Raw genomic sequence first — 25,406 nt, forward strand, 5'->3', positions numbered from 1 at the left:
CACTATGAACATCCTCCTCGCCAATCCCCGTGGTTTCTGTGCCGGTGTCGACCGCGCGATCGAGATCGTCGAGCGTGTGCTCGAGCTCTACGGCTCGCCCGTCTATGTCCGGCATGAGGTGGTGCACAACCGCTTCGTCGTCGACGGTTTGAAACGGCGCGGCGCCGTCTTCGTCGAGGAGGTCGACGATGTCCCGGACGGGGCCACGCTGATCTTCAGCGCCCACGGCGTCGCCCAAGAAGTGCGCCGCGCGGCGGAAGGGCGAAACCTGCGTGTCTTCGACGCAACCTGCCCGCTGGTGACAAAGGTTCATCTGGAGGTCGCACGGCACTGCAAGAACGGGGTCGAGGTGATCCTGATCGGGCACGCCGGCCACCCCGAGGTCGAGGGCACCATGGGTCAGTGTCTGAGCGACGGCGGGTCGATGCATCTCGTCGAATCGGTCGCGGACGTCGCCGGGCTTGAGATCAAGGACCCGTCGCGGGTCGCTTATGTCACCCAGACCACACTCTCGGTAGACGATACGAGCGGGATTATCGACGCACTGCGTGAACGCTTCCCCGAGATCCAGGGGCCGAAGAAGAGCGACATCTGCTACGCGACCCAGAACCGACAGGACGCGGTCCGTGATCTCGCCGCGCGCTGCGATCTGCTGCTGGTGGTCGGCTCGGCCAACAGCTCCAACTCCAACCGGCTGCGCGAGCTGGCCGAGAAGCAGGGCTGCGCCGCCTATCTGATCGACGGACCCGAGGACATCCGCCGAGAGTGGCTGAGCACCTCGCCGCGGGTCGGGCTCACCGCCGGGGCCTCGGCGCCCGAGGTGCTGGTCGAGCAGGTCATCGCGCAGCTTCAAGCTTGGGGTGCCGCCGGGGTCGAAGAACAGGACGGCATCCGCGAGCAGGTCGTCTTCCCCTTGCCGCGCGAGCTCGGCGAGAGGGCGGCAACATGAGCGACGTCCTCGTCGTTGGCGGCGGCATCATCGGTCTCCTGACCGCCCGCGAGCTGGTCGAGTCCGGTGCCGAGGTCACATTGATCGAGATGGGCGAGACCGGCCGCGAGTCATCTTGGGCCGGCGGCGGCATCATCTCTCCGATCTACCCTTGGCGTTATCCGGACGCGGTGACGGCACTCGCGACCTGGAGCCAGCACGCCTATCCGGAGCTGGCCGAGGCGCTCCTGCAGGAGACCGGGATCGATCCCGAGCTGACCCTGAGCGGGATGCTCGTCCTGGACATGGAGGAGCATAGGGTCGCTGTCTCCTGGGCGAAGCGCCATGACCAACCCATCGAGATGGTCGAAGGGTCGCACCTGCACGAGATCGAGCCCCAGCTCGGACCCGGTCTCACGCGCGGACTCCTGCTGCCCCGCATCGCACAGGTGCGCACGCCGCGCCTGACCAAGGCGGTTCGCCGCTCGGTCGAAGAACGGATCGAGCTGCGCGAAAACGAGGAGGTCTTGGAGCTTCTGGTCGACGGCGGCCAGGTGACCGGGGTACGGACCCCCGACGGGACCATCCAGGCGCGCCGGGTCGTCATCTGCACCGGCGCCTGGACCGCCAAGCTGCTCGAGCAGCTCGGACAGGCACCGGACATCGCGCCGGTGCGCGGCCAGATGATCCTCTTCTACGGCAAGCCCGGCCAGATCAACCACATCACCCTGCACCGCGAGCAATACCTCATTCCGCGTCGCGACGGGCGCATGTTGTTCGGGAGCACACTCGAACACACCGGATTCGTCAAAACGACGACCGCCGAGGCCAAGGAGGCGCTTTACCGTGCGGCCTTCGAGATGTTCCCCGTCCTCAAACGCACGCCGATCGAAGACCATTGGGCGGGGCTGCGACCCAGCTCACCGAGCGGCATCCCCTTTATCGGGGCCTATCCGGGTGTGGATGGCCTCGTGATCAATGCCGGACATTTCCGCAACGGCCTCGTCACCGGCCCTGCTTCTGCAAGGCTCGCGACCGACCTGGTCCTGGGGCGCACCCCGATCCTGGATCCGGCCCCTTATGCGGTGGATGCAGCGCGCTGACCCGCTTTCTCTGTGGTTGTGCCGGCGCAGGAAGCACAACGGGTATCCCACTTTCGTTGTGCCTCGCTCCCGCCCGGCACAACGCACCAATTAACCGGTGATCATGTGCCCAAAAGGATCGTAAGACGCGTCCTCGGGATCGAAACCTCCTGCGACGAGACCGGTGTGGCCGTCTATGACGGCGAGCGCGGTCTGGTCGCCCAAGCCGTCTACAGTCAGATCGAGATCCATGCCGAGTACGGCGGTGTCGTCCCGGAGCTGGCCTCGCGCGATCACGTGCGCAAAACACTGCCGCTGATCCGACAGGTGCTTGAAGAATCCGGGCTCGATCCTGCATCGATCGACGGCGTCGCCTACACCGCCGGTCCTGGCCTTGTCGGCGCACTCCTGGTCGGCGCCGCCTTGGGACGCAGCCTCGGTTGGGCCTGGGGCGTGCCGGCGGTCGGCGTGCATCACATGGAGGGGCATCTGCTCGCACCGCTGCTCGAAGACCCGGCGCCCGCCTTCCCCTTCGTGGCGCTGCTGGTCTCGGGCGGACACACCCAACTGGTCGACGTCACCGGTGTGGGCCGCTACCGCATCTTGGGCGAGTCGCTCGACGACGCCGCAGGCGAGGCCTTCGACAAGACCGCGAAGATCCTCGATCTCCCCTACCCCGGCGGCCCGGAGCTTGCCAAGCTCGCCGAGCGCGGCAACCCCGAGCGTTTCCGCTTCCCGCGCCCCATGACCGACCGACCGGGCCTCGACTTCAGCTTCAGCGGACTGAAGACCTTCGCACTCAATACCGTTCGCGAGACCGTTCCCGAGGCGCTCGACCCGGACCAGACCCGAGCCGACATCGCCCGCGCCTTCGAGGAGGCGGTGGTCGACACCCTGGTGATCAAATGTCGTCGCGCCTTGCAGGAGACCGGCCATCGACGCCTGATCCTCGCCGGCGGCGTCAGCGCCAACCGCCGACTGCGCGAGCGCATGAACGCCGCCATCGCTGCCGCGGGCGGCGAAACCTTCTATCCCAGACCCTCGCTCTGCACCGACAACGGCGCCATGATCGCCTACGCGGGCTGGCAGCGCCTGCGCGCCGGGCATCTCGAGCCGCTCGCCTTCAAGCCCAGGGCGCGTTGGCCGATGGAAGAGCTGACACCCGCTTAAACCGCGTCCCCGCCAAGGGTTGTGGATGTAGCAAACGTCGAGCTAACCGAAAATAAACCTCTCTCTGGACGCGGTTTAGACATGCCGAGCGCAGGTGGGCTTTTCGGTACGCGTTGACCATTCACCGCGAATCGGCTTCGGCCCTGAACTCCCACGTTGCCGGTCCCGTGCGCAAGAGATCACGACCGGGATCTCCGGGGCCTTGCCCGAATCGAACCAACTGCACGAGATCCGAGCTGACCTTTGGGTTGGTCGTGAAGTACGAATGACCGAAGAGATCGGTACGCTCACCCGTGAAGGTAATCAGATCGACCCGGCCGAGGTTCCCGAAATAGGTCTGCATCGCGGGGGAGATGTCCTCCGGGCGCAGCTGGCCGACGCGGTTACGACTGCGAAAGAGGATCCGCGAGACCAACAGCGCTCGATCGTCCGGCGAGGCATAGATGCTCAGCCGACCATTCAGGAGGCGCGGCAACGAATTGTCCGGCCACGCGCGGGTCAGGTCCGGATCCGATACGAAACCGGTGATCTTCTGACCCGCGATGTCGACGTCGATGTCGGGCGAGAGAAGGACAAGGTTGTCGATTCGATAGGCATCGGCCGGGGCCGCTCCTGAGGCAATCGCTTCGATCATCAACTCTCGCAAGGCATTGAGCAGCACAGCCGTCCCGCGACTGTGCGCGAGCAGTTGAAGACGCTCGACCCCGGGTGTCGCCGCGATCATGCGCAGCGTCTTTTTGAGATGGTCGACCGCGTACTCGGCGGATTCGGTGGTGGTGGTATAGGAGATCAGGAAGTTGCCGGTCGAGGATGCCGGCCAGGTAAAGAAACTACAAACCTGCTCGCGACCGAAGAAGTGACACAGCTCAGCGGCCGTAAAGGCCGCCGTGGCGAAGGTCTCGTTGAAGCCATGGACGTAGAGCATGACCTCCTTCTTCGGCGACATGGCCAAGCGACGCTGGATCTCATCCTGAAAGGCCGCCTTGGTCTCGTCGAACTCTCGCATCTCGATCGGGTCCCGACCCAACGTGTTATCCCCCGCCCGAACAATCCGGTAAGGCTCGGGCGGAAAAGCCCCCGACTCATCGACCGCCCCGAGCTCCAGGGCCACTTCGCGCGTCCGCTCGGCAAGCCGACTCTGGACCTTCAAGGTCTCCCAATCGATCGCGGGGACCATGCGCACCTCGGCCGAACCGAACACCATCCCTTTACGGCGCGTCTGTCCATAGGGGAGGCGGCTTTCGGGATCGTCCTCCGCCGCCCGATTGGTGATGAAGAGCAGATCGACTTCGGGGCGCTGTTGCGCGGTTGCGATTTGCTCGAAGAGCACCTGCCCGTTCGGCGCTTGATAGACCAGGGGCGTCGGCATCAGCTGCCTGGGCTTGGTCGCACAGCCGGACAAAACCGCAACCGTCAGCATGAGGGCCGACATCCACGCGAAGGTCCGATTCATTCGGCTTATACCTATTCAAAAAAAGTTAATCTCGGCCAGCGCCGACGCGGCATCAAACCGATGTCGGCCAGCGGAAATCCCATTAAAAACGAAAGTATTTAACGCAGGGCATCGAGTCACCGTTAGAGCGGACGTCGAGACAAAGAAACAGATAGTGTGTAAGCCGGAACAGGCACTATGATACGCCGCCTTTTCATGTTTAATCTTACCGGAGAACATTTCGATGCCACTGATGACACGAGCGCTCGCCGAGCTGATCGGGACCTTCTGGCTGGTACTTGGCGGCTGCGGCGCCGCCGTCTTTGCGGCAGGCGTTCCCGATGTCGGAATCGGCTATCTGGGCGTCTCTTTCGCATTTGGTTTGACCGTATTGACGATGGCCTATGCCATCGGTCATATCTCCGGATGCCATCTGAATCCAGCCGTCTCGCTTGGCTTGGCGGTCGGTGGGCGCTTTCCCTTCGCGGATCTGCCGGTCTATGTGATCGCTCAGGTGCTGGGTGCGATCGCTGCGGCTTTCCTGATTATGTTCATCGCCTCGGACATGGGACTTCACAAAGAGGGTCAGGCGACCTTTACCCTGGCCGCCAATAGCCTGGCCGTCAACGGCTACGACAGCCTCTCGCCGCAAGGCTACGGCATGCTCGCCGGGCTGGTGACCGAGATCGTCATGACCGCCATGTTCCTCTTCATCATCCTGGGTGCGACCGACAAGCGCGGCATCGGCACCCATGCGGGTCTCGCCATCGGCCTGGCGCTCACGCTGATCCATCTGATCTCGATCCCGATCACCAACACCTCGGTCAACCCGGCGCGCAGCACCGGACCCGCGTTGGCGCTGCTCACCGGCGGACAAGGTCAGGCCGCGAGCCAGCTCTGGCTGTTCTGGGTCGGTCCGCTGATCGGCGCGGCGATTGCCGGCGTGGTGTATCGTCTGTTCGAGCAAAAGCATACGGCTTGACGAGCGCGAGCCTCTCGGGGCCGACGACGCCTTGGCTTCGGCCCCGAATGACGCATTACCGGAAAACGAACGTCGTCGATCCACCCCGATCCGGCATCCCTGCCCTGCCTCGACCACTCCTTTGCGGTTTCAACAACCGACTGTAGGATGACTCGACCGTCGATGGCCGAGATTCAAAATGCCGCAAGATCCGCTTCCGATCCCCCTGACCGATCTTCGCCGGCGCGTGAATATCGCCCGCAATCTGATTCGGACCGTCATGACGGAGCTCGTCGGCCCGGTCGAGCTGGCGTTCGACTTCCATCGCGAGTGGAACGGCTGCTGGCGGGTGCGCGTGGAGATCAAGGACCCGATCAACGGGCGCCTGGAGTTCACCCTGATGGACACCCCGGGCGGCGGCATGCTCGCGCTGCCCCGCCCTCTGCCCGAGCGTTGGCGGCTGGAGACCGGAATTCCTGCAACCGACGGGACACGCTGGACCCTGGATACGGAAGGGCACCTCATGCCCTTCTTACCGCCGAGCGAAAACCGGTAGGGACATGCGCAGCGCAGTCTCCCGGCACCGGCGTCGGGATCGGTGGACGTCGCTCTGTCTCGTCCCTACCGGCCGGTCTTATGGTCGACCGCCTGACGACCGATGCACAGCGCAGCCGACATAGGCGGACATTGCACCATTGGGGTGACTTTCGGGAAAGAATCCGGCGACATGGTCGGGGCGACTAACGTCGCCCCTCCAGCCCCCACCGGTCTTGAAGGCATGCGCGGTCGAGTTGCTCACTCCCGGAAATCCGCTCGGCATTCACCCCAACACATCCTGCCCGCCCATATAAGGCCTCAGCACCTCCGGGATGACAATGCGCCCGTCCGCCTTCTGATAGTTCTCCAGGATAGCGACCAACGTGCGACCGACCGCCAAGCCGGAGCCGTTGAGCGTGTGAAGCAGCTCGGGCTTGCCGGTCTCGGGATTTCGCCAGCGGGCCTGGAGTCGGCGAGCCTGAAAGTCGCCGAAGTTGCTGCAGGAGGAGATCTCGCGATAGGTCTCCTGGCCCGGTAGCCAGACCTCCAGATCGTAGGTCTTGCGCGAGGAGAAACCGAGATCGCCGCAGCAGAGCGAGACCACGCGATAGGCGAGCCCGAGTCGCTGAAGGATGGACTCGGCATGCCGGGTGAGATCCTCCATGGCCTGGAGCGACTCTTCAGGTCGCACGGCCTGGACCAGCTCGACCTTCTCGAACTGATGTTGGCGGATCATCCCGCGGGTATCCTTGCCGTAGGAGCCGGCCTCGCTGCGGAAGCAGGGTGTGTGGGCGACCCATTTGCGCGGCAGCTCGCCCGCCTCAAGGATAAGGTTGCGCACCAGGTTGGTGACCGGCACCTCGGCGGTCGGGATCAGATAGAGATCGCGCTCGCCCGGGACCTTGAAGAGATCCTGCTCGAATTTGGGAAGCTGGCCGGTCCCGTAGAGGCTCTCGGCGTTGACCAGATAGGGGACATAGACCTCGGTGTAGCCATGCTCCCCGGTGTGCGTGTCGAGCATGAACTGGATCAGCGCCCGATGCAGGCGCGCCAGCGGACCGGACAGCACGACGAAGCGCGAGCCGGTGAGCTTGGCGGCGAGGTCGAAGTCCATCCAGCCGTTGAAGGCGCCGAGGTCGACGTGATCGCGCGGCTGGAAGCCGAAGCTCGGCGGCTCGCCCCAGCGACGCTCCTCGCGATTCTCGCGCTCGTCGCGCCCGTCCGGGACGCTCGCATCCGGCAGGTTGGGCAGCCCCAGGGCGATCTCCTCGACCGCCGCCTGGATCTCCTCGAGCCTCACCTCCGACGCCTTGAGACGCTCGCCCAGGTCCGAGACCTCGGCCAGCAAGGGCGCAATGTCCGCACCGGACGCCTTGGCCTTCCCGATCGCCTTCGAGCGGATGTTGCGCTCGTTCTGCAACGACTGGACCTCGACCTGCAGTGCCTTGCGCTCGGACTCCAACGACTCGATGCGCGCGGTATCCAGGACCAGACCGCGACGTGACAGGTGCGCGGCAACCTCGTCCAACTGGGTCCGCAGCAGGCGTGGATCTAACATTCGGATTCCTCGAATTCGACAGTAATCGGCCAGGATACGATATGACCCGGCCTAACGAAGTGCTCGATGCGCGTGATGGCGGACGCGGCCTTCTCGGGCCGATCGAAAAACTCCACCACCAAGGGCAGATCAAGCGAGAGATCGATCAGTGATGCCCCGTGCCGTTTCCCAGACACCCCGTACCCTTCGATCCCGCGCATGACGGTCACCCCTCGAACGCCGAGATCGTCGTGCAGACAGGCAAGCAATGCCTTGAGGGCATGATCGGATTCGGACAGATAGATCCGAACCATGAGCGCCTCGACCCGACTCATAGCGACCTCCCGAGGATAATCCCCGCCCAACAGAGCAGAACACAGAGCCAGACACTGAGCACCATGTTGAGAAAGGCGGCCAGCATGGCCCCTTCTTCCAATAGATTCAGCGTCTCGATCGAGAAGGTGGAGAAGGTGGTGAAGGCACCGAGAAAGCCGATCAGGATCGCGCCGCGCCATTCCGGCGCCCAACTCAAGCGCTCGATCAAGACAACAAACAAGAGCCCCATCAGGAAGGAGCCGAACAGGTTAACCGCCAATGTCCCCCAGGGAAATCCCCGGCCGAGCCACGCGTAGACGGCGCTCGACATCCCGTAGCGGGCCAAGGAGCCGAGCGCGCCGCCGGCCGCGATCGCGATGAGATGCAGCATCCGATGCCTACTTCAGAAAGGCCATGGTGAAATCACCGGACAGATAGCCTTCTTCCAAACGCGGCTCCGCGCCCAGCTCTCGAGCCAATGCAAGAAGATCGCGCGGCTGCTGATAGTTGTAGCTGCCCGGGCCGTCGGTTCCCTTCAGCAGATTGAAGATAAACCCGTGCCCGGACGCCGCGAAGCAACGCCGGATAAACTCCCAGGTCTCCTCGCGGGTGAGATTGTTCATGGCACCGCTGCAGAGATAGTAGTCGGCGCTCGGGAGCCGATCCTCCAGCACATTGCAGATGCGGATCTCGCATCCGGTGCGACGACGCGCGACCTCCACCATCGGCTCCATCACGTCCAACCCAATGTAGCGTCCGGGCAGGCTGTTGCATCGGTCGAGATAGCGATGGAAATCGCCGAACCCGCAGCCCGCGTCGACCAAGGTCCGCTCGGACAGATCCTCGGGCAGGAGCTTGCGCAGCACCTTGAAGCGCAGCTCTTGGGACTGAGTCGACTGCCACTGCACGCCCTTGGCGGTCTCGCCGTGCGAGAGCAGCGAGTCCAAATAGAAACTGGTGTTGTCGAGTCTCGGCATCGTTTGAATCGATCAGCGTAGAATTCGGCGGCAACGGTTCGCGTCGGGCCATCGCCCGCAATCTTACATCACAGGCCATGTACAAACTGATTGTCTGCGACCTTGACGGCACCCTCCTCACGCCGAAGCACCGACTCGGGGATTACTCCAGAGCGGTGCTGACCCGGCTGCGGGAACAGGGGGTCGAGGTCATACTGGCCTCGGGCCGGCAATGTCCAACGCCGACCCGCGACTGAAGGACGCCCTGCCGCACCTCGATCGGTCGCTGAGCCGAGCCGGCGGTTCTCCATCCTCCGCGCCCCGATACCGATCGCGGCGGCCGCCACGTCCATTCGACGTCCGTCGGTATGACGACGATTCGGCGCAGTGTTTGCTTCGGCGTCGAAACCCGTTGCACGATCTCACGCCGGCATCTCGCCGGACTCAACGCCGAAGGGGATCCACCGATGGCTCCGCGCCTGATCATGTACCACAAGCAATCGACCAGTGCCCGCACCCGATTTCTGAGGCTGCCTTATGGTGGCGTCTGCGGCTTCTCAGCCCTGCCGGACGAGTCCGCCATCGAGGAGAGCCGCGGGGGCTCGCCGAAGGTCGTGACCCACCCCGCGTTGGTCCTGCGCGACGCCGAGAACCGCCTCGGCCTGCCGAGCGGCAGTCTGGAGATGGAGCCGGGTTTTCGTTGCGAGATCGCCGCAGGCGAGGAGCGCACCGAGGTCTTCCTCGCTCGCTTCACGAGTATCGATCCGCCCTTCGAGACGGCACATGCACATGGCAGCAGCTTCATCGACCTGACCCAGGCAAGAGGTCTCCCGCCGGTCGAGCTCGATCTGCTGCGGCGCAGCTATGAAAGGATCCTGGGCTGACCAAGGATGCCCGACGCGGCGCGAGCGAACCCCTGTGCTGCGATGCGTGTCGGAGCAACCGTCCCGCCTCGCGTCGGGGTCGGCCGGGCAGCAAGACCATTTTCTTTGTCGGGTTTGCGCGCAAGACGGGCCGATTGTCGCAACGACGACACCGCCACAGGCCCGAGGACGCCTGCGAGGATCCTGGCGAGGATCCGGAGCGCCAACCCACCGAACGGCAGGAGCCATCACCATGACGAACGCGCAATGCCTCTATGGACACCGACCCACACCCGGCTGGCCCGGTTTCGCGCGCGCCTGTCGACCATCGTGGCGTGATGATCTATGCCCGACCTGGATAGATCTCGTCGTACCTCCCTGCTCGTTCAGGGTCTTCCGCGATCATGAGGTCGCCGCTCGGAGGGTCGTCGGTCATGACGGGAACGACATCCCCTGCTTCCAAGCCTATGACTACCGGCGACTTGATCTCCGATCCGACGACGACGAGGAGTATTACCTCGCCGTGTCCTACAGCGAGTCCGTCAGCGCATGGCGCCTGCGCGACGGTCGCTGGCTGGTTCACCGCCGGGTCGAGCTGCTCGGCGATGAAGACGCCGCGACCAGCGCGCTGAGCATCGACGAGCGGATGCCGCGCTGAAATTCACCTGACGCCAAGGCATGCTCGGATTCGAGGTGACGGAACGGGCGGCGGCACACACCGACGCCATGAAAACTAGGCACACTTTCTGCTTATCTCGTTCAGCGTTATATCTCTGTGAAAATAACGACTCCACCGGACACTGCGACACCGCCCATGACCGACACGCCCGACGACCGTATCGACACTGCCGCTTCACTCTGGCTCGACCGCAAGGACCAGGGTTTCGTGGGCCGCGGACGCATCGAGCTGCTGCGCCGAATCGGTTCAACCGGGTCGATCTCCCAAGCGGCCAAGGGTATGGGCATGTCCTACAAGCACGCCTGGGACGCGGTGGATGCGATGAACAACCTGTCTCCGCAGCCATTGGTGGAGCGGCGCACCGGCGGGCGCCATGGCGGGGGTACGGCACTCACGGACGAGGGCCGGCGCTTGATCGCCGTCTACGAGGCGGCGGAGCAGGAGCACAGAAAATTCCTCGCGCGATTGCGCGAGGGCATCCGCGATTTCGATCGCTTTCACACCTTGATCGGAGCTTTGAATATGAAAGTCAGTGCCAGAAACAACCTGCGCGGGATCGTTTCCGACGTGAAGCCGGGCGCCGTGAACGCCGAGGTGACGCTCAACGTCGGCGGCACCCCGCTGGTCGCCATCATCACCAACGAAAGCGTTCAGTCGCTCGGGCTCGCGCCCGGCGTCGAGGCCTATGCCTTGATCAAGGCGTCGTTCGTCATCCTGGCGACCGAGGACGGCGGGCTGAAGACCTCGGCGCGCAACCGGCTGTGCGGAACCATCGAGCGGGTAACCGATGGGGCAGTGAACACCGAGGTGGTCTTGGCGCTCGACGGCGGTGCTCGGCTGGCCGCGATCATCACGATGGAGAGCGCGCGGGAGCTCGGGATCACCGAGGGCGGGCGGGCCTGTGCGCTCGTGAAGGCGCCGCATGTGATCTTGGCGGTGAGCGACTAAACCGCGTCCCGAGTGACTTTACGATGTTGTCCTTGTGATGTCCGTTCGGTGGGGCCAAGAAGCCTTATCCCGGACGCGGTTTAGGAATTTGGAAACAATGATGTAAACGACGTTTTGTTTTGCTACTCGTTATATCTCTGTTGATATAACGGGTAGGGGCTCTTCGATATCGCTCGATCGTATCCAACGAGGTTTTCACACGATGAACGCTTTCAAACCGACGGTTCTGGCGCTGACGTTGCTTGCAGCCAATGCAGCCGTGCTCGCGGACGACATCCAGGTGGCGGTTGCCGCCAATTTCACGGCTCCGATGAAGGAGATCGCCGCCGCCTTCGAGAAGGAAACCGGCCATGTGGTCAAGGCCGCCTATGGGGCAACCGGCAAGTTCTACGCCCAGATCAACAACGGAGCGCCCTTCGAGGTCTTGCTGTCGGCCGACGAGTCGACCCCGGCCAAGCTGATCGACGAGGGCGCCGCGGTCGCGGGGACCAAGTTCACCTATGCCGTCGGCACGCTGGTGTTGTGGTCCTCCAAGCCCGACCTTGTCGACGACGAGGGCAAGGTGCTTGCGTCGGGCGCGTTCAACAAGGTCGCCATCGCGAACCCCAAGACGGCACCTTACGGTGCGGCGGCAATCGAGGTCCTGACCGGGCTCGGATTGCTCGAGCAGGTGCAACCGAAGTTCGTAACCGGGGAGAACATCGCCCAAACCTTCCAGTTCGTCAGCACCGGCAATGCCGACTTGGGCTTCATCGCCCTGTCCCAGATCATGACGGACGGCAAGATCACGGGTGGATCGGCCTGGATCGTGCCGGGGGAGCTTCACCAGCCGATCCGTCAGGACGCGGTCGTCCTGGAAAAGGGCAAGGACAAGCCCGCTGTCGCAGCCTTGATGGAGTACCTCAAGGGCGACGCGGCGCAGGCCGTCATCAAAGCCTTCGGGTACGAGATCTGAGGACAGGCGGGCCGGTCCAGGGGGTTGGTTGCCGGCTCGCCGATCGGCACACCGAGCGGCCTGAACGGTGTGGCGCTGAATCACTCCCCCGAGATCGGCGTCGGCGCTCGAAACCTTCCAACAACTTCACTCGGCGGATCGCGCGATGTTCCTATCCGAAACCGACCTGCAATCGATCTGGCTCACCCTGCGCCTCGCGGGAGTGGTCACCTTGATCCTGTTCGTTGTAGGCACACCCATTGCCTGGTGGCTGGCACGCACCCGCTCGCCTCTGAAGGGGCCGGTCGGGGCTGTGGTCGCCCTACCCTTGGTACTGCCCCCTTCGGTGCTGGGATTTTATCTGTTGGTGGCGATGGGGCCGAACGGGCCGGTCGGCCAGTTGACCCAGGCGTTGGGCATCGGCGTGCTGCCCTTCACCTTTTGGGGTCTGGTGGTCGCCTCGGTGTTCTATTCCCTGCCCTTCATGGTGCAGCCGGTGCAGAACGCCTTCGAGGCGATCGGCGACCGACCGCTGGAGGTGGCGGCCACCTTGCGCGCCTCGCCGCTGGATACCTTCTTCACCGTTGCCCTGCCGCTGGCGGCACCCGGTTTCATCACGGCCGGCATCCTGACCTTTGCCCACACCGTCGGCGAGTTCGGCGTGGTACTGATGATCGGCGGCAACATCCCGGGCGTGACCCGGGTGGCCTCGGTGCAGATCTACGACCATGTCGAGGCGATGGAATACGGCGACGCCCACCGCCTCGCCGCCGTGATGCTGGTCTTCTCCTTCCTGGTCCTGCTCGCGCTCTATCTGTGGCGCCCGAACCCCAAGAACACCTGAGAGCGCCATGGAACCGATCAACGCACGCTTCGACATCGATTGGCCGGGCTTCAACCTGACGGTGGACCTGGAGCTCCCCGGCCGTGGGGTCACGGGTCTCTTCGGCCACTCGGGCTCCGGCAAGACCACCCTGCTGCGCTGCATCGCCGGCCTGGTTCGGGCACCCAAGGGTCGGCTCGTCTTCCGGGGCGAGGTCTGGCAGGATGAGACCACCTGGGTGCCGACACACCGGCGCTCGCTCGGCTATGTCTTCCAGGAGGCCAGCCTCTTCGCGCATCTCACGGTGATGGGCAACCTGCGCTACGGGCAGAAACGTGCGCCGGCGCCGGTCGCGCCCGAAGATCGGGTGAGTCTCGACCAGGCGATCGCGCTCTTGGGCATCGATCATCTCTTGACCCGCAAGCCGGATCGTCTCTCCGGCGGGGAGCGCCAGCGGGTCGCCATCGCCCGCGCCCTGGCGGTCAGCCCACGGGTGCTGTTGATGGATGAGCCGCTTGCCGCCCTGGACATCGCACGCAAGCAGGAGATCCTGCCCTACCTGGAGCGTCTGCATGACGAGCTTGCCATCCCGGTGCTCTACGTCAGCCACGCCCCGGACGAGGTCGCGCGCCTGGCCGATCATCTGGTGGTGATGGACGGCGGACGCGTGCTTGCGAGTGGCCCGCTCAAAGAGACCCTGGCCCGGCTGGATCTGCCGACCGCCTTTTCCGAGGATGCCGGCGTCGTCATCGAGGCCGTGGTCGCATCCCACGACGACAACTATCACCTGTCGCGTCTGGACTTCCCGGGCGGCAACGTCGTCGTCGCTCAACGCAGGGAGGCGATCGGCCACCGCCTGCGCCTGAGGGTTCATGCCCGCGACGTGAGCCTGACACTGGAGCGCGCCACCGGCACCAGCATCGCCAACCTGCTGCCTGCCACCGTCGTCGAGATCGCCGACGCCGATACCCCCGCGCATTGTCTGGTGCGCCTGGATGCCGGAGGCACGCCGCTGATCGCCCGCATCACGCGCCGCTCGCTGGATCAGCTCGGTGTGGCCCGCGGCAAGGCGATGTGGGCGCAGATCAAGGCGGTCGCCCTCTTGGGCGATTGAGTTGGTCGTTACGCCGGTGGCCGCCCGGCGCGACCGCCGGCAGTCACGACCTAACCCGAAGGAATACCGAGATGACGAACACCGTGCCTTCCGCGCTCGACGATCACGCCCTGCAGCAACTGCTCGACGAGGATGTGCGCTTCGGCGACCTCACCACCGAATCACTCGGGATCCAGGCTCGACCGGGGAGGATCCGGTTCTTCGCCCGTGATGCGATGACCGTCTGCTGCAGCGAGGAGGCGGCTCGTCTCTTGCCGCCTGAGTGCCGACCGGACGAAACGCTCAGTCCGAGCCGTCAATCCCTGTGCGACCTCGCGTCGGCCGAGCGTTGTCGTAAGCCCTGACAACCCGGAGAGTCGCACCTTGAGCCAGATGACTCGTTCCTGAAAGATTTCCGTGTCGATAGCGGTCTAACCGCCAAACCCGACAATCCATCGAGAGTAAGCGTAATGAGGTCAGTCAAACGAATCCTGTTGGCCAGCATCCTGATGACCCTGCCCTTGACCGCGCTTGCGGGCACGCAGTCGATCGTGCTCGGCATGGGCTGCTTCTGGGGTGCGGAGAAGCGGATGTCCGAGATCCCCGGCGTCATCGATGTCGAAGCGGGCTATGCCGGCGGCGATGCCGAGACCGTCGGCTACGAGGATGTACTGGGGACGGAGCAAAGACGCCTGCGCGGCAAGAGCGATCTGCGCAACCATGCCGAGGTCATCAAGGTGAGCTTCGACCCCGACCGGGTGAGCCTCGAGACCATCCTGAAGAGGTTCTGGGAGAATCACGACCCCACGCAGGGCGATCGTCAGGGCAACGACGTGGGCAGCAACTATCGCAGCGCCGTCTATACGGTCAGCGACGCCCAGGACGCGGTGGCAAAGAGTACTCGCGAAAGCTATCAGCAGGCGCTGACCGAGGCCGGCTACGGCCCCATCACCACGGAGATCGCGCCGCTGCGCCACTACAATCGCGGCGAGGCGTATCACCAGGACTATCTGGAGAAAAACCCGAACGGCTATTGCGGACTCGGCGGCACGGGCGTGGCCTTTCCCGGCGAACCCGCCAAGGCGATGCCTGATCCGCTGGCCGCGGATCAGCTCGATTTCGATCTGCAGTTGATCATGTTCGAGGCGCAGGACTGTCCCTTCTGCGAGCGCTTCCGCGCCGAGGTGCTGGACGGCTGGCAAGCCGAGGTGCCTATCGCAGCGACACTCAACCCCAGACCGCCCGAGGGCTGGACGCTGGAAAAAACCCTGTTCGCCACGCCGACCATCGTGCTCTTCGAGAAGGGAAAGGAGGTCTCGCGATACACCGGCTACAAGGGCGATGCAGACCGTTTCTGGAAATGGCTCGGCTTTCAGGTTTTGACGCCCGAGCAACAGCGAATCGCCTTCGCGCAGGGCACGGAACCGGCGTTCACGGGCTCGCATCTCGACGAGAAACGCCCGGGGGTGTTCGTCGATCCCATCACCGGCACACCCCTCTTCCGCAGCGACGCCAAGTTCGAGAGCGGTACCGGCTGGCCGAGCTTCTTCAGCCCGGTCGAGGGCGCGATCACCTTGCATGAGGACAATACGCACGGCATGCGTCGGGTCGAAGTCCGCAGTGCAAGCTCGGGCATTCACTTGGGCCACGTCTTCGACGACGGTCCGCCGCCGTCGGGAAAGCGCTACTGCATCAACGGCAATGTCCTGAGCTTTGTCGCGAATGGCGAATAGATCGCCCTAGACCGCACCGCGCAGCTCTGCCATGGCCGATGAGATGACTCGAATCGCAGAGCGCATCAGGAGCCAGACGAGACCGAGTGCGACCAGGATATCGGCCCAGCCCGAACCGGTGAGCCAGACCACTCCGGCAGCGACAAACACCGACAGATTCGATGCGATGTCGTTACGCGAGCACTCCCACACCGAGCTCATATTCACGTCGTCGTGACGATGCCGCCAAAGCAGGAAAAGACACAGCGAGTTCGCGGCGAGACCAAGAAGACTGAACAACCCCATGACCTCGAAGAGGGGAACGCTCGGCACCACAAGTTTGTAGACAATCTGGCCCGCTACGACGCACGCGGCCAGGAAGATCAGACCGCCCTTGAAGAGCGCGACCTTCGCCTTGACGGCCGCGCCTCTGGAAACGGCGTAGAGACTGAGACCATACGTCAACGCGTCGCCGAGATTATCGAGGCTGTCGGCCAACAGCGCCGTCGAGCTGCCGTAAAGCGCGCCTGCCGCGATCACGAAGAACATGACCGCATTGATGCCGAGCACGCCGAGCAGCGTTCCGCGTTGCCGTTCACGCAGGGCATCGATGGAACAATTGTTGTCGCAACAACCACTCATTCCGAAAGCCTCTTGGCACAGCCGTCGGGAGATGCCGACGGATTCATCGGGCCGCCCGGATCGGCGGCCCTCCCGGGTTATCCGTGCAGATTGACCGCGAGCCCGAGATCCCGCAACCCGATCAACAGGATGCGCAGCGCCAAGGCCACCTGCAGGACACCGAGAACGGCCCCGAGAAGTTGCAGCATGGCCGCCGACAAGGGGCTCAGGACGGTCCGCACGTAGAGCATCGTGATCAGGTTGATCGCCATCACGACCAGCAGGGCAGCCACGACCTGAAGCATCCGATCGAGGTCGTCCTGAAACAGCGAGACCAAGGCCACCACACCGGCGATCCCGTAGGGTGTAACGACCATCGGAAAGGCGATCATGAAGGGCGACGGGACGGCGTCGTCCGGGGGAGCTCCGGGCATCGCCGGCTCGTATTGAGCCAGGACCGCGCGGAGCGCAATCAGAAAGAAGATCAGGCCGGTGCAGATCGTCAGGATCGGCGTGGAGACACCCCAGTTGGAGGCGAGGAGACTGCCCAGACCGCCTCCCAAAACGACCGCGCAGGTTCCGATCAGCACACTCTCGAACGCGAGCCGACGCAGCGCGTCCTGCGTCAGCCTTGACGTGACGCGTCCGAACGGCGCGATCATCTTCAGCGGCCCGAGCGTCACCACAAAGAGGCCGAGGATCTGCAGGAAGCCCAGCCGATAGCCGCCCTCGTCCGCTGCGAGCGCAATGGACGGCAAAAGGAGCAGAATGGCCAGCAGAGAGATCCTTGGGGGAGTCATACTTGAGATATCCATCATTTGGCCCTGAACCGGCCGGCATGCCCGGCTCCCGCATCGATCCCGGATTGCAGGACCGTCGGGGCGGGAACACGGGCGAGGCCGGGATCGACTGCGACGAGGTTAGCCGCGACCTTCCTCGACGGTCAAGGCGCTGCGCCGAGGGCCGGCACGCCCCGCCGCAGGAGACTTGCCCGATCCTGCACCGAATCCTCCTTTTCCTCTTGTCGATGGCCATCGCGATGACGCCGACCACAGCCGCCCCGCCCGATACCGCTCCCGACGCGATCCCGGCCCCCATCGTCATCGCCCACCGCGGCGCCTCCGGATACCTGCCCGAGCATTCCCTGGAGGCCAAGGCCATGGCGCACGCCATGGGCACGGACTTTCTGGAGCAGGATGTCGTTCTCACCCGCGACGCCCGGGCGATCGTCCTTCACGATCTTTACCTGGAGGACATCACCGACGTCGCTCGGCGCTTTCCTGACCGCGCGCGTGCCGACGGGCGCTGGTATGCGATCGATTTCAGCCTGGCCGAGATCCGCAGTCTGCGCGTGCACGAACGGATTGACCTCGCCACCGGCCAGCCGGTCTTTCCCGAACGGTTTCCGCCCGAGGCCGATCTGTTCCGGATCCATACCCTCGAGGAAGAGCTGAGCCTGATCCGCGGTCTGAACCGTTCGACCGGACGGACCGCGGGGATCTATGTGGAGTTGAAGCATCCCGCCTGGCATCTCGCCGAGGGCCTGGATCCCGTGCCGATCCTGATGCGCGAGTTGGATCGCGCCGGCTACCGTGGCCCCGAGGATCGCGTCTACATCCAATGCTTCGAGCCCGACACCCTCAAGCGTCTGCGCGAGGACATCGGCACGCGCATCCCCTTGATCCAACTGATCGGCGAGAACGACTGGAGGTCGCCCGCAGATCTGCCGGTCGACTTCGAGCGGATGCGCACCCCCGAGGGCCTGGCAGCCGTCGCCGCGTACGCCCGCGGCATCGGCCCCTGGATCGGCCAGATCCACCAAGGCACGGACGAAACCGGTGCCCATCGGACCACGCGCTTGGCCGCAGACGCCCATGCCGCGGGGCTCCTCGTCCACCCCTACACCTTTCGCCGCGACGCACTCCCCGAAGGTTTCGGCGACTTCGAGGCGCTCCTGCGCTTCTTCCTTGTCGATCAGGGTGTCGACGGGATCTTCACCGACCATCCAGACGTTGCCGTTCACTTGAGAGGTCGGTTCACCGGCAGGGAGCAGGCGGAGTAGACATCGGCCGTGCTCGCGCTCGGGCTTCTGCAACAACGTCCACTGCCCCCGGCGGGGACAGCGGGTCGGTTTTTCTCAGGACGTGCGCGGAGGAGCCGGATCCGTCTCCGTGACCTTGAGGGTCACCGAGGCCGACGCAAGCGAGCGGGCCAGATCACGCGCCCGCCTCACGGGAAAATGGGAGAACAACAGGGTCTCGGCCGGCCCCCATAGGGTCACCCAAGCCACGATGATGAGGCTCTCGCTCAGCACCGTGATGAAACGCCCCTCGAACAACGACACAATGGCCTCGTTGGCGAGGATCACGAGCCCGACGACCAAGAACGCGACCAGAAAGGTCCAGCGCCCTTTATAGGCCAGCGCGCGGATCTCGCCCTCCGCATCCGCACACTCCTCCTGGAAATGGCTTCCGATCGCTGCGCGGACCTCATTCAGACGACCCAGGTCAGCGCTCGGAACACCGACCCTGATCCGGAATCGCGAGCCCTTCGGATGTTCGGCCGCCTCCGCTCGAATCGTACGGGCGACCTCGGGATGGATCCGAGGGCCGATCAAGGGTGATCCGTCGCGATCGAGCAGCCGGTCGACGGAGTGGACGTCAAGGCTCAGGACGATCTCTTCTCGTATGGGCTTCATGGGCGTGGAGACCAAAGGTGTTGGAGCGATGTTGCTCGGCGGTTTCGTGACGAGAGCCCGACGGGTCGAGCGCCGACGCGGCATGCGCTCGGTATATCATCCAAGGCCAAGGATCCGCCGCGGCGTCAATGCAGCCTGCAGGATCGCTATCAAAGTAAGCGAGTTGGACCGGTACCACCAAGCATGACCGACATCGACCAGTTTGTCCTGATCGCCGGAGCCCTTTTGCTGGTGGCGATCCTCGCCAGCGCGCTCTCGTATCGGATCGGCATGCCCTTGCTCCTGGTCTTCCTGGCGGTCGGCATGCTGGCCGGTGAAGACGGACCCGGCGGCGTCCGGAATGCATGCCGTACCATGAGCCGAACAGGAGTCTGAAATGAAACGCTTCAGGAACATCCTCTTCGTCGCGGATCCCGAGAAGGTCTGCAGGTCCGCCTTGGAACGCGCGGTCATGCTAGCCGAGAACAATCAGGCCGAGCTCACCGTGGTCGACGTGATTCCGCGCATAAGCGCCGGGTTCCGCCTGCGCGACGGCGGCGCAACGGTGGAAGACCTACAGGCTGCAGCGGCGGAGCAGCACCTGTGCCGACTGGATGCGTTGATCAAACCCTACGCGCCGCGATTGCACATCCGGGTGAAGGTGCTGACGGGCACGCCGTACCTCGAGATTATTCGGGAAGTCCTGCGCAGCAAGCATGATCTGGTGATCCGCCCGCCGGAGGATGCGGGCTGGTTCGGCCGCTTGTTCGGCAGCGACGACATGAACCTGCTGCGACAGTGCCCCTGTCCGGTCTGGGCCATCAAGTGCAAGGGATCCAGGTCTTTTCATCGGATCCTGGCGGCAGTGGATGTGGACGACAGCCTCCGACCGGAGGAGACGCGGCATGCGATGAACCTCCGGATCCTAGAGATCGCGGGGACTCTGGCACTGTCGGAATTCGCCGATCTGCATGTCGTCCACGTCTGGGATGCGATCGGCGAGATCCTCCTTCGCGGGACCGTCGTCAGTACCCCGGAAACCGAGGTTGCCGTCTATGTCGACCAGGTCCGAGAGCGCCATGCATCCTATCTGGCCGCACTGCTGCAAGAGGTCACAGGTATCCTGGGAGCCGATGCGCTGGACTATCTGAAACCAAAAACGCACCTGGTGCGCGGAGAGGCCCGAAAGAAGATCCCGGCGCTCGCGCGCAAGCTCGGCGCCGATCTTGTCGTCATGGGCACGGTCGGTCGCGGCGGTATCCCCGGATTGCTCATGGGCAACACCGCCGAGACCATCCTGCAGCAGGTGGATTGTTCGGTGCTCGCGATCAAGCCACCGGGATTCGTCACATCGGTTGTGCCGGAGGGCTGAGCGCGGGCCAGCCGCGCCCGCCACACGGCGGGTGCTTAATTCTCCTCCGCAGGCGTCCGCTTCGACACCGTGCTGAGCTCCTCCGGCCAGCAGCCCGCTGGTGGGCCGAGCTCGGCGCCCTCCCCTTCGAACCGCACCAGATACAGCTCCCGTTCGGGATCCTCTTCGAGGTGTCCGATGTTGAGGATGACGCCGCGGGTTCCGGCTGCCGCGATCAGAGCATCCTCGGCGAGATCCGGGATACCGCCGTCGTTGTAGATATCCGCGGCGGCGTAGACCAGATCGCCCGGGCCCAACTGACCAAGCTGCAGTTCACTGAGATCCATCAAGGACTCCTGTTGTTGAGATGTGTTGTGGGGTTTACGACCCGACGCACTCGGGCTGTCGTTCGAGAGCCGACATCCGCGACCAAAAGAGGGCTCTCGACCATTTATAAATCAATGCGATAGATGCAACATTCGGCGTGGCACACGGTTTGCTGAATGAGTCGCCAACACAGACGCAAGACTCAAGCCACGGCTTGATCATCCGTCCCGACTCACTCGCTCATTGCTACAGCAACCGGAGACACGCCATGTGGGATTACTCGGAAAAGGTCCAGGAGCACTTCTTCAATCCCCGCAATGCGGGAGCGGTCCCGGATGCCAATGCGACGGGTGACGTGGGCTCCCTGTCCTGCGGCGATGCACTGCGCCTGACCCTCAAGGTCGACCCCGAGAACGAGGTGATCCTCGAGGCCGGCTTCCAGACCTTCGGCTGCGGCTCGGCCATCGCCTCCAGCTCCGCGCTGACCGAGATCATCAAGGGCATGACCCTGAACGAGGCACTCGAGGTCACCAACCAGGACATCGCCGACTATCTCGACGGACTGCCGGCCGAGAAGATGCACTGCTCGGTGATGGGGCGCGAGGCGCTGCAGGCGGCGATCGCCAACTATCGCGGCGAGGAATGGAAGGACGACCATGAGGAAGGCGCACTGGTCTGCAAGTGCTTTGCCGTGGATGCGGTCCTGATCGAGAACACCATCCGCTCCAACGGTCTCTCCACGGTCGAAGAGGTCGCAAATTACACCAAGGCGGGCGGCGGCTGCTCGGCCTGTCACGAAGGTGTGGAGGCCATCCTGAGCCGCGTCCTCGCCGAACAGGGCAAGACATTCGACCCCTATACCAGGGCACCCGAAGCGGCACCCTCGGCGGGCGGACGCAAGCTCGGCAACCTGGAGCGCATCCGCCGCATCGAGCGCTCCATCGAGGCCATCCGCCCGAACCTGCAGCGTGACCACGGCGACGTGGAGCTGATCGATATCGACGGCAAGAACGTCTACGTGAACATGACCGGCGCCTGCGTGGGCTGCCAGATGGCCTCGACGACGCTCGACGGGATCCAGCAGCGCATCGTCGAGGATCTCGGCGAGTTCGTGCGGGTGCTGCCGGCGAAGGCGATGCGCAAGAGCGCCTAAAGCCGCCAGCCGTAGGTTGGGCAAAGCGCAGCGTGCCCAACCCGCGCCGGCATCACAGGGAGCCGCCGTCGGCGCAAAGATCGGCGACGACTGTTGTCGTTGTCGTAATCGGATTTCGGACGAACACGACAACGACAACGACAACGGAAAAATTCTGCGACGGTTTTCTCACGACGTGCGGCGTCAGGGACTCGATGCCTTCCAGTCATGCGCAGTCTAGATGCCTATTCAAGGACCCTGCGGCGCAAAACGCAGCCAATCGCAGGAGGCAGGAGGCTCAAACCCCCCATCTCACGAGGCCATCACCCATGACCACCCCACCCGACACCCAAGGCATCTATCTCGACAACAACGCCACCACCATGGTCGCGCCCGAGGTGGTCGAGGCCATGCTGCCCTTCTTCACCGAGCAGTTCGGCAACGCCTCCTCGATCCATGCCTACGGCAACCGCGTCGGCCACGCCATCAAGCAGGCTCGGCAGCAGGTCCAGGCATTGCTCGGGGCCGCGCAGGACTCGGAAATCGTCTTCACCTCCTGCGGGACCGAGTCGGACTCCACCGCGATCCTCTCGGCCATCAAGGCCCAGCCGGAGCGTAAGGAGATCATCACCACGGTCGTGGAGCATCCGGCGATCCTCTCCCTCTGTCAGCACTTGGAAACCGAGGGCTACAAGGTCCACTACCTTACCGTCGACGGCAAAGGCCGGCTCGATATCCAGCAGTACATGGATCTGCTCTCGGACCGCGTCGCGATCGTCTCGGTGATGTGGGCCAACAACGAATCCGGCACCCTCTTCCCGGTTCAGGAGATGGCGGAGCTGGCGAAATCGGCCGGTGTGCTCTTCCACACCGATGCGGTCCAAGCGGTCGGCAAGCTCCCCATCGATCTGAAGGACACCGCGATCGACATGCTCTCGGTGTCCGGACACAAGCTGCACGCACCCAAGGGCATCGGTGTGCTCTATCTTAAGCGGAACACGCGCTTTCGCCCCCTGCTGCGCGGCGGGCATCAGGAGCGCGGCCGGCGTGCCGGTACCGAGAACAGCGCCTCCATCGTCGGGCTCGGCAAGGCGTGCGAGATGGCGATGGAGCACATGGACTACGAAAAGACCGCGGTGCGGGCCATGCGCGATCGGCTCGAAAAAGGCATCCTCGCGGCCGTCCCCAACTGCTTCGTGACGGGCGATCCGACGAACCGCCTGCCCAACACCAGCAACATCGCCTTCGAATACATCGAGGGCGAGGCCATCCTGCTGCTGCTCAACAAGCTCGGGATTGCGGCCTCGAGCGGCTCCGCCTGCACCTCCGGCTCGCTCGAACCCTCCCACGTGATGCGCGCGATGGGGATCCCTTTCACCGCCGCCCACGGCACCACGCGCTTCTCGCTCTCTCGCTACAACCGCATGGAGGAGATCGATCGGGTCATCGAGGCCGTGCCGCCGATCGTCGCCAAGCTGCGCAAGCTCTCGCCCTATTGGTCTGATTCAGGCCCCGTCTCCGATCCAGCCGCCGCCTTCGCACCGGCCTATGCCTGATCCGAATCAAGTCATTCAGCGCGCGAGGATCAGGCGCGTGAATTAGGCTGCGCTCCTGCGCAAGCTCTGGCACCATGCGCGATCCATCACCTTCATAGGATCCGCGCAACGATGACAAACGAGGTCGTGCTGCTCGTCGGCCATGGTGCCCGTGACCCGGGAAACGAGGGCAACGCCGAGGTGGATGCCTTCACCGAGGCTTGGCGGATGCGTCATCCCGAGGTCGAGATTCAGGTCTGCTGGATCGAGCATGCACCCGTCCTGCTCGACGCAGGCTTGGATCGCGCCGCCACCGCGGCCGGCTCCGGATCAGGCGACGGGCGGGTGCTGGTCCTGCCCTTGATCCTCAACGCGGCGGGTCACGTCAAGGGCGATATCCCGCAGGCCATCGCCGCGGCACGTCGGCGCCATCCGGAGGTGGAGTTCCGCTGCGGGCATGCCCTCGGCACCTCGGATCAACTGCTGAAGGCTCTGCGTCATCGTCTTCATCAGGCGATGACCGAGCTCGACATGCCGGATCCGCGCACCACCGGCGTGGTCTTGCTCGCTCGCGGGGCCTCGGATATCGAGTCCACCGGCGAGGTGGCCAAGATGGCCCACTGGCTCTACGAGACGACCGAGCACGAACGCATCGAGATCGCCTTCACCGGCATCAGCTTCCCGCGGCTCGAGCAGGCCGTGCAGCGGCTCGATCTGCTGGGCGCCAGCCAGATCATCGTCCTGCCCTACTATCTCTTCACCGGGCGGCTCATCCAGCGCATCCGCCGCCAAGTCGGACGGTTGCGCCAACAGTACCCCACGCGCGTGTTCGCACAGGCCGGCTATATCGGCCAACACGAGCAGCTGATGGATCTGCTGGATCTGCGCCTGACGCAGTGCCGCGACGGCACGGCACTCCTCCCCTGCGACGGTTGCGCTTACGCGCTGGCGGCAGACCATGACCATCAGCACTGACCCAAGCACTCCGGCGCCCGGCCCCGCCGAGACCGGCGGCGACCTCTTGACCGCGGCAGGTGCCCGGATCGAGGAAGGATCCTTCGCCATCATCGATGCGGAAGCCGGGAGCCACGACTACGATCCGGCACAGTGGACACTGGTCAGACGCCTTATCCACGCGAGCGGGGATTTCGACTTCAACGGGCTGACGCGTTTCCATCCCGACGCGATCGCCGCCGGCTGCGCGGCCTTGAAACGCGGCGCACCCATCGTCTGCGACGTCGAGATGATCCGCGCCGGGGTTTCGAAGACCCGCATGTCGCCACTCGGGGTGCAGGCGCATCAGTTCATCGATGACCCCGAAGTGATCGCACGTGCCCGTGCCGAAGATACGACCCGCGCCACGCAGGCGATGCGCCGGGCCGCACGCGAGGGTCTGTTGGAGGGTGCCGTCGTCGGCATCGGCAATGCCCCGACCGCCCTCTTGGAGGTCATTCGACTGATCGCGTCCGAGGGTGTCCGCCCGGCGCTCGTCATCGGGATGCCGGTCGGATTCGTCGCCGCGGCCGAGTCGAAGGATCTCCTGATGCGGGTCGAGACGGTGCCTTGGATCGCCGTGCGGGGCCGCAAGGGCGGGTCGACGCTGGTGGTTGCGGCGCTCAATGCACTCATGATCCTGAGCTAAACCGCGTGTGCAGCAACAGGCTTGGGTTGAACGTGGAATCGACCTCGCGTGAACAAACAATCTCGGTGGGACGCGGTTTAGGATAATGAAAACGATTCGATGCCAACTTTCAGGGTGCGTGGTCCGTCTGAGCGGCCACCCTGGCGGTGTC

At 64.3% G+C, this 25,406-nt stretch carries 30 protein-coding genes; 21 read left to right on the plus strand and 9 right to left on the minus strand.

Going from position 1 to position 25,406, the window contains the following annotated elements; genetic code table 11:
* Positions 1–4 precede the first annotated feature (4 nt).
* From ispH to tsaD, 3 genes are all read left to right on the plus strand, one after another.
* Entirely contained in the window at positions 5–949 is a 945-nt protein-coding gene (ispH, locus tag BLV04_RS17220; protein WP_093035029.1) for a 4-hydroxy-3-methylbut-2-enyl diphosphate reductase, read from the plus strand.
* Positions 946–2,031: a glycine oxidase ThiO gene (thiO, locus tag BLV04_RS17225; protein WP_093035033.1), complete on the plus strand. Its 1,086-nt coding sequence runs from the start codon at positions 946–948 to the stop codon at positions 2,029–2,031. Before ispH ends, thiO begins: the two co-directional genes overlap by 4 nt.
* A gap of 117 nt (positions 2,032–2,148) precedes the next feature.
* The gene (tsaD, locus tag BLV04_RS17230; RefSeq protein ID WP_093035211.1) at positions 2,149–3,180 is read left to right on the plus strand and encodes a tRNA (adenosine(37)-N6)-threonylcarbamoyltransferase complex transferase subunit TsaD; all 1,032 of its coding nucleotides are present in this window, start codon (positions 2,149–2,151) and stop codon (positions 3,178–3,180) included.
* Positions 3,181–3,301: 121 nt separating this feature from the next.
* On the opposite strand, the gene BLV04_RS17235 is transcribed toward tsaD, so the two are convergent.
* A complete protein-coding gene (locus tag BLV04_RS17235) occupies positions 3,302–4,633 on the minus strand; it encodes an alpha/beta hydrolase (RefSeq protein WP_093035036.1) in 1,332 nt (443 codons plus the stop codon).
* A gap of 223 nt (positions 4,634–4,856) precedes the next feature.
* On the opposite strand from BLV04_RS17235, the gene aqpZ reads away from it, so the two are divergent.
* Complete coding sequence (gene aqpZ, locus BLV04_RS17240) at positions 4,857–5,594, plus strand: aquaporin Z (RefSeq protein ID WP_093035039.1); 738 nt, start codon at positions 4,857–4,859, stop codon at positions 5,592–5,594.
* A 178-nt stretch (positions 5,595–5,772) separates the two neighbouring features.
* Positions 5,773–6,129, plus strand: coding sequence for a hypothetical protein (locus BLV04_RS17245; RefSeq protein ID WP_093035042.1), 357 nt, complete (start codon positions 5,773–5,775; stop codon positions 6,127–6,129).
* Positions 6,130–6,393: 264 nt separating this feature from the next.
* On the opposite strand, the gene serS is transcribed toward BLV04_RS17245, so the two are convergent.
* The 4 genes from serS to BLV04_RS17265 are packed head-to-tail and all read right to left on the minus strand — an operon-like array spanning position 6,394 to position 8,939.
* A complete protein-coding gene (gene serS, locus BLV04_RS17250; protein ID WP_093035045.1) occupies positions 6,394–7,668 on the minus strand; it encodes a serine--tRNA ligase in 1,275 nt (424 codons plus the stop codon).
* Positions 7,662–7,982: a DUF190 domain-containing protein gene (locus BLV04_RS17255; RefSeq protein WP_093035048.1), complete on the minus strand. Its 321-nt coding sequence runs from the start codon at positions 7,980–7,982 to the stop codon at positions 7,662–7,664. The genes serS and BLV04_RS17255 overlap by 7 nt, the downstream gene beginning before the upstream one ends.
* The gene (gene crcB / locus BLV04_RS17260; RefSeq protein ID WP_175534675.1) at positions 7,979–8,353 is read right to left on the minus strand and encodes a fluoride efflux transporter CrcB; all 375 of its coding nucleotides are present in this window, start codon (positions 8,351–8,353) and stop codon (positions 7,979–7,981) included. Before crcB ends, BLV04_RS17255 begins: the two co-directional genes overlap by 4 nt.
* A gap of 7 nt (positions 8,354–8,360) precedes the next feature.
* Positions 8,361–8,939, minus strand: coding sequence for a class I SAM-dependent methyltransferase (locus BLV04_RS17265; protein ID WP_093035051.1), 579 nt, complete (start codon positions 8,937–8,939; stop codon positions 8,361–8,363).
* Between the two features lie 77 nt (positions 8,940–9,016).
* On the opposite strand from BLV04_RS17265, the gene BLV04_RS17270 reads away from it, so the two are divergent.
* From BLV04_RS17270 to msrA, 9 genes are all read left to right on the plus strand, one after another.
* On the plus strand, positions 9,017–9,175 hold the full coding sequence (locus BLV04_RS17270) for an HAD family hydrolase (protein WP_093035054.1): 159 nt from the start codon (positions 9,017–9,019) through the stop codon (positions 9,173–9,175).
* A 210-nt stretch (positions 9,176–9,385) separates the two neighbouring features.
* Positions 9,386–9,802: a hypothetical protein gene (locus BLV04_RS17275; protein ID WP_093035218.1), complete on the plus strand. Its 417-nt coding sequence runs from the start codon at positions 9,386–9,388 to the stop codon at positions 9,800–9,802.
* 232 nt (positions 9,803–10,034) lie between these two features.
* Positions 10,035–10,439 (plus strand): hypothetical protein, encoded by a 405-nt coding sequence (locus tag BLV04_RS17280; protein ID WP_093035057.1) that lies wholly within the window; start codon positions 10,035–10,037, stop codon positions 10,437–10,439.
* A 156-nt stretch (positions 10,440–10,595) separates the two neighbouring features.
* Positions 10,596–11,408, plus strand: coding sequence for a TOBE domain-containing protein (locus BLV04_RS17285; RefSeq protein WP_093035060.1), 813 nt, complete (start codon positions 10,596–10,598; stop codon positions 11,406–11,408).
* 202 nt (positions 11,409–11,610) lie between these two features.
* Positions 11,611–12,363: a molybdate ABC transporter substrate-binding protein gene (modA, locus tag BLV04_RS17290; RefSeq protein WP_093035063.1), complete on the plus strand. Its 753-nt coding sequence runs from the start codon at positions 11,611–11,613 to the stop codon at positions 12,361–12,363.
* Between the two features lie 145 nt (positions 12,364–12,508).
* Positions 12,509–13,186 carry a molybdate ABC transporter permease subunit gene (modB, locus tag BLV04_RS17295; RefSeq protein ID WP_093035066.1) on the plus strand — a complete coding sequence of 226 codons (678 nt, stop codon included), beginning with the start codon at positions 12,509–12,511 and terminating at the stop codon, positions 13,184–13,186.
* A 7-nt stretch (positions 13,187–13,193) separates the two neighbouring features.
* Positions 13,194–14,279, plus strand: coding sequence for a molybdenum ABC transporter ATP-binding protein (gene modC / locus BLV04_RS17300; protein ID WP_093035069.1), 1,086 nt, complete (start codon positions 13,194–13,196; stop codon positions 14,277–14,279).
* A gap of 71 nt (positions 14,280–14,350) precedes the next feature.
* The gene (locus tag BLV04_RS17305; RefSeq protein WP_342721916.1) at positions 14,351–14,623 is read left to right on the plus strand and encodes a hypothetical protein; all 273 of its coding nucleotides are present in this window, start codon (positions 14,351–14,353) and stop codon (positions 14,621–14,623) included.
* 105 nt (positions 14,624–14,728) lie between these two features.
* A complete protein-coding gene (msrA, locus tag BLV04_RS17310) occupies positions 14,729–15,991 on the plus strand; it encodes a peptide-methionine (S)-S-oxide reductase MsrA (protein ID WP_093035072.1) in 1,263 nt (420 codons plus the stop codon).
* A gap of 6 nt (positions 15,992–15,997) precedes the next feature.
* Here msrA and BLV04_RS17315 read toward each other — a convergent pair whose 3' ends face one another.
* Together BLV04_RS17315 and BLV04_RS17320 are read right to left on the minus strand one after the other, a co-directional pair.
* Complete coding sequence (locus tag BLV04_RS17315; protein WP_093035075.1) at positions 15,998–16,612, minus strand: cation efflux transmembrane domain-containing protein; 615 nt, start codon at positions 16,610–16,612, stop codon at positions 15,998–16,000.
* A 77-nt stretch (positions 16,613–16,689) separates the two neighbouring features.
* Positions 16,690–17,391, minus strand: a complete 702-nt coding sequence (locus BLV04_RS17320; protein ID WP_175534676.1) for a MarC family protein — start codon at positions 17,389–17,391, stop codon at positions 16,690–16,692.
* Between the two features lie 227 nt (positions 17,392–17,618).
* Between BLV04_RS17320 and glpQ the strand changes: the two genes are divergently transcribed.
* Positions 17,619–18,653 carry a glycerophosphodiester phosphodiesterase gene (gene glpQ / locus BLV04_RS17325; RefSeq protein ID WP_281241862.1) on the plus strand — a complete coding sequence of 345 codons (1,035 nt, stop codon included), beginning with the start codon at positions 17,619–17,621 and terminating at the stop codon, positions 18,651–18,653.
* Between the two features lie 75 nt (positions 18,654–18,728).
* Here the strand turns inward: glpQ and BLV04_RS17330 are convergent, their stop codons facing one another.
* Positions 18,729–19,289, minus strand: a complete 561-nt coding sequence (locus BLV04_RS17330; RefSeq protein WP_093035081.1) for a hypothetical protein — start codon at positions 19,287–19,289, stop codon at positions 18,729–18,731.
* A 183-nt stretch (positions 19,290–19,472) separates the two neighbouring features.
* Between BLV04_RS17330 and BLV04_RS17335 the strand changes: the two genes are divergently transcribed.
* Together BLV04_RS17335 and BLV04_RS17340 are read left to right on the plus strand one after the other, a co-directional pair.
* A complete protein-coding gene (locus BLV04_RS17335; protein WP_093035083.1) occupies positions 19,473–19,664 on the plus strand; it encodes a hypothetical protein in 192 nt (63 codons plus the stop codon).
* A 1-nt stretch (position 19,665) separates the two neighbouring features.
* Positions 19,666–20,640, plus strand: coding sequence for a universal stress protein (locus tag BLV04_RS17340; RefSeq protein ID WP_093035085.1), 975 nt, complete (start codon positions 19,666–19,668; stop codon positions 20,638–20,640).
* Between the two features lie 35 nt (positions 20,641–20,675).
* Here BLV04_RS17340 and BLV04_RS17345 read toward each other — a convergent pair whose 3' ends face one another.
* Complete coding sequence (locus BLV04_RS17345; RefSeq protein ID WP_217633720.1) at positions 20,676–20,966, minus strand: nitrogen fixation protein NifZ; 291 nt, start codon at positions 20,964–20,966, stop codon at positions 20,676–20,678.
* A gap of 248 nt (positions 20,967–21,214) precedes the next feature.
* On the opposite strand from BLV04_RS17345, the gene nifU reads away from it, so the two are divergent.
* From nifU to BLV04_RS17365, 4 genes are all read left to right on the plus strand, one after another.
* On the plus strand, positions 21,215–22,099 hold the full coding sequence (nifU, locus tag BLV04_RS17350; protein ID WP_093035088.1) for a Fe-S cluster assembly protein NifU: 885 nt from the start codon (positions 21,215–21,217) through the stop codon (positions 22,097–22,099).
* Between the two features lie 308 nt (positions 22,100–22,407).
* Positions 22,408–23,634: a cysteine desulfurase NifS gene (gene nifS, locus BLV04_RS17355; protein ID WP_093035091.1), complete on the plus strand. Its 1,227-nt coding sequence runs from the start codon at positions 22,408–22,410 to the stop codon at positions 23,632–23,634.
* 111 nt (positions 23,635–23,745) lie between these two features.
* Complete coding sequence (locus tag BLV04_RS17360; RefSeq protein WP_093035094.1) at positions 23,746–24,588, plus strand: sirohydrochlorin chelatase; 843 nt, start codon at positions 23,746–23,748, stop codon at positions 24,586–24,588.
* Positions 24,572–25,255 (plus strand): precorrin-8X methylmutase, encoded by a 684-nt coding sequence (locus BLV04_RS17365; protein ID WP_093035097.1) that lies wholly within the window; start codon positions 24,572–24,574, stop codon positions 25,253–25,255. Before BLV04_RS17360 ends, BLV04_RS17365 begins: the two co-directional genes overlap by 17 nt.
* Positions 25,256–25,406 lie beyond the last annotated feature (151 nt).

This window comes from Thiocapsa roseopersicina (assembly GCF_900106925.1).
Lineage (GTDB): Bacteria > Pseudomonadota > Gammaproteobacteria > Chromatiales > Chromatiaceae > Thiocapsa > Thiocapsa roseopersicina.

Excerpts from the sequence above, each read along its gene's own strand:
- ispH (WP_093035029.1), top strand. The coding sequence starts at position 5 with ATGAACATCCTCCTCGCCAATCCCCGTGGTTTCTGTGCCGGTGTCGAC.
- thiO (WP_093035033.1), top strand. The coding sequence starts at position 946 with ATGAGCGACGTCCTCGTCGTTGGCGGCGGCATCATCGGTCTCCTGACC.
- BLV04_RS17235 (WP_093035036.1), bottom strand. The coding sequence starts at position 4,633 with ATGAATCGGACCTTCGCGTGGATGTCGGCCCTCATGCTGACGGTTGCG.
- aqpZ (WP_093035039.1), top strand. The coding sequence starts at position 4,857 with ATGCCACTGATGACACGAGCGCTCGCCGAGCTGATCGGGACCTTCTGG.
- BLV04_RS17245 (WP_093035042.1), top strand. The coding sequence starts at position 5,773 with ATGCCGCAAGATCCGCTTCCGATCCCCCTGACCGATCTTCGCCGGCGC.
- serS (WP_093035045.1), bottom strand. The coding sequence starts at position 7,668 with ATGTTAGATCCACGCCTGCTGCGGACCCAGTTGGACGAGGTTGCCGCG.
- BLV04_RS17255 (WP_093035048.1), bottom strand. The coding sequence starts at position 7,982 with ATGAGTCGGGTCGAGGCGCTCATGGTTCGGATCTATCTGTCCGAATCC.
- crcB (WP_175534675.1), bottom strand. The coding sequence starts at position 8,353 with ATGCTGCATCTCATCGCGATCGCGGCCGGCGGCGCGCTCGGCTCCTTG.
- BLV04_RS17265 (WP_093035051.1), bottom strand. The coding sequence starts at position 8,939 with ATGCCGAGACTCGACAACACCAGTTTCTATTTGGACTCGCTGCTCTCG.
- BLV04_RS17270 (WP_093035054.1), top strand. The coding sequence starts at position 9,017 with ATGTACAAACTGATTGTCTGCGACCTTGACGGCACCCTCCTCACGCCG.
- BLV04_RS17275 (WP_093035218.1), top strand. The coding sequence starts at position 9,386 with ATGGCTCCGCGCCTGATCATGTACCACAAGCAATCGACCAGTGCCCGC.
- BLV04_RS17280 (WP_093035057.1), top strand. The coding sequence starts at position 10,035 with ATGACGAACGCGCAATGCCTCTATGGACACCGACCCACACCCGGCTGG.
- BLV04_RS17285 (WP_093035060.1), top strand. The coding sequence starts at position 10,596 with ATGACCGACACGCCCGACGACCGTATCGACACTGCCGCTTCACTCTGG.
- modA (WP_093035063.1), top strand. The coding sequence starts at position 11,611 with ATGAACGCTTTCAAACCGACGGTTCTGGCGCTGACGTTGCTTGCAGCC.
- modB (WP_093035066.1), top strand. The coding sequence starts at position 12,509 with ATGTTCCTATCCGAAACCGACCTGCAATCGATCTGGCTCACCCTGCGC.
- modC (WP_093035069.1), top strand. The coding sequence starts at position 13,194 with ATGGAACCGATCAACGCACGCTTCGACATCGATTGGCCGGGCTTCAAC.
- BLV04_RS17305 (WP_342721916.1), top strand. The coding sequence starts at position 14,351 with ATGACGAACACCGTGCCTTCCGCGCTCGACGATCACGCCCTGCAGCAA.
- msrA (WP_093035072.1), top strand. The coding sequence starts at position 14,729 with ATGAGGTCAGTCAAACGAATCCTGTTGGCCAGCATCCTGATGACCCTG.
- BLV04_RS17315 (WP_093035075.1), bottom strand. The coding sequence starts at position 16,612 with ATGAGTGGTTGTTGCGACAACAATTGTTCCATCGATGCCCTGCGTGAA.
- BLV04_RS17320 (WP_175534676.1), bottom strand. The coding sequence starts at position 17,391 with ATGACTCCCCCAAGGATCTCTCTGCTGGCCATTCTGCTCCTTTTGCCG.
- glpQ (WP_281241862.1), top strand. The coding sequence starts at position 17,619 with ATGGCCATCGCGATGACGCCGACCACAGCCGCCCCGCCCGATACCGCT.
- BLV04_RS17330 (WP_093035081.1), bottom strand. The coding sequence starts at position 19,289 with ATGAAGCCCATACGAGAAGAGATCGTCCTGAGCCTTGACGTCCACTCC.
- BLV04_RS17335 (WP_093035083.1), top strand. The coding sequence starts at position 19,473 with ATGACCGACATCGACCAGTTTGTCCTGATCGCCGGAGCCCTTTTGCTG.
- BLV04_RS17340 (WP_093035085.1), top strand. The coding sequence starts at position 19,666 with ATGAAACGCTTCAGGAACATCCTCTTCGTCGCGGATCCCGAGAAGGTC.
- BLV04_RS17345 (WP_217633720.1), bottom strand. The coding sequence starts at position 20,966 with ATGGATCTCAGTGAACTGCAGCTTGGTCAGTTGGGCCCGGGCGATCTG.
- nifU (WP_093035088.1), top strand. The coding sequence starts at position 21,215 with ATGTGGGATTACTCGGAAAAGGTCCAGGAGCACTTCTTCAATCCCCGC.
- nifS (WP_093035091.1), top strand. The coding sequence starts at position 22,408 with ATGACCACCCCACCCGACACCCAAGGCATCTATCTCGACAACAACGCC.
- BLV04_RS17360 (WP_093035094.1), top strand. The coding sequence starts at position 23,746 with ATGACAAACGAGGTCGTGCTGCTCGTCGGCCATGGTGCCCGTGACCCG.
- BLV04_RS17365 (WP_093035097.1), top strand. The coding sequence starts at position 24,572 with ATGACCATCAGCACTGACCCAAGCACTCCGGCGCCCGGCCCCGCCGAG.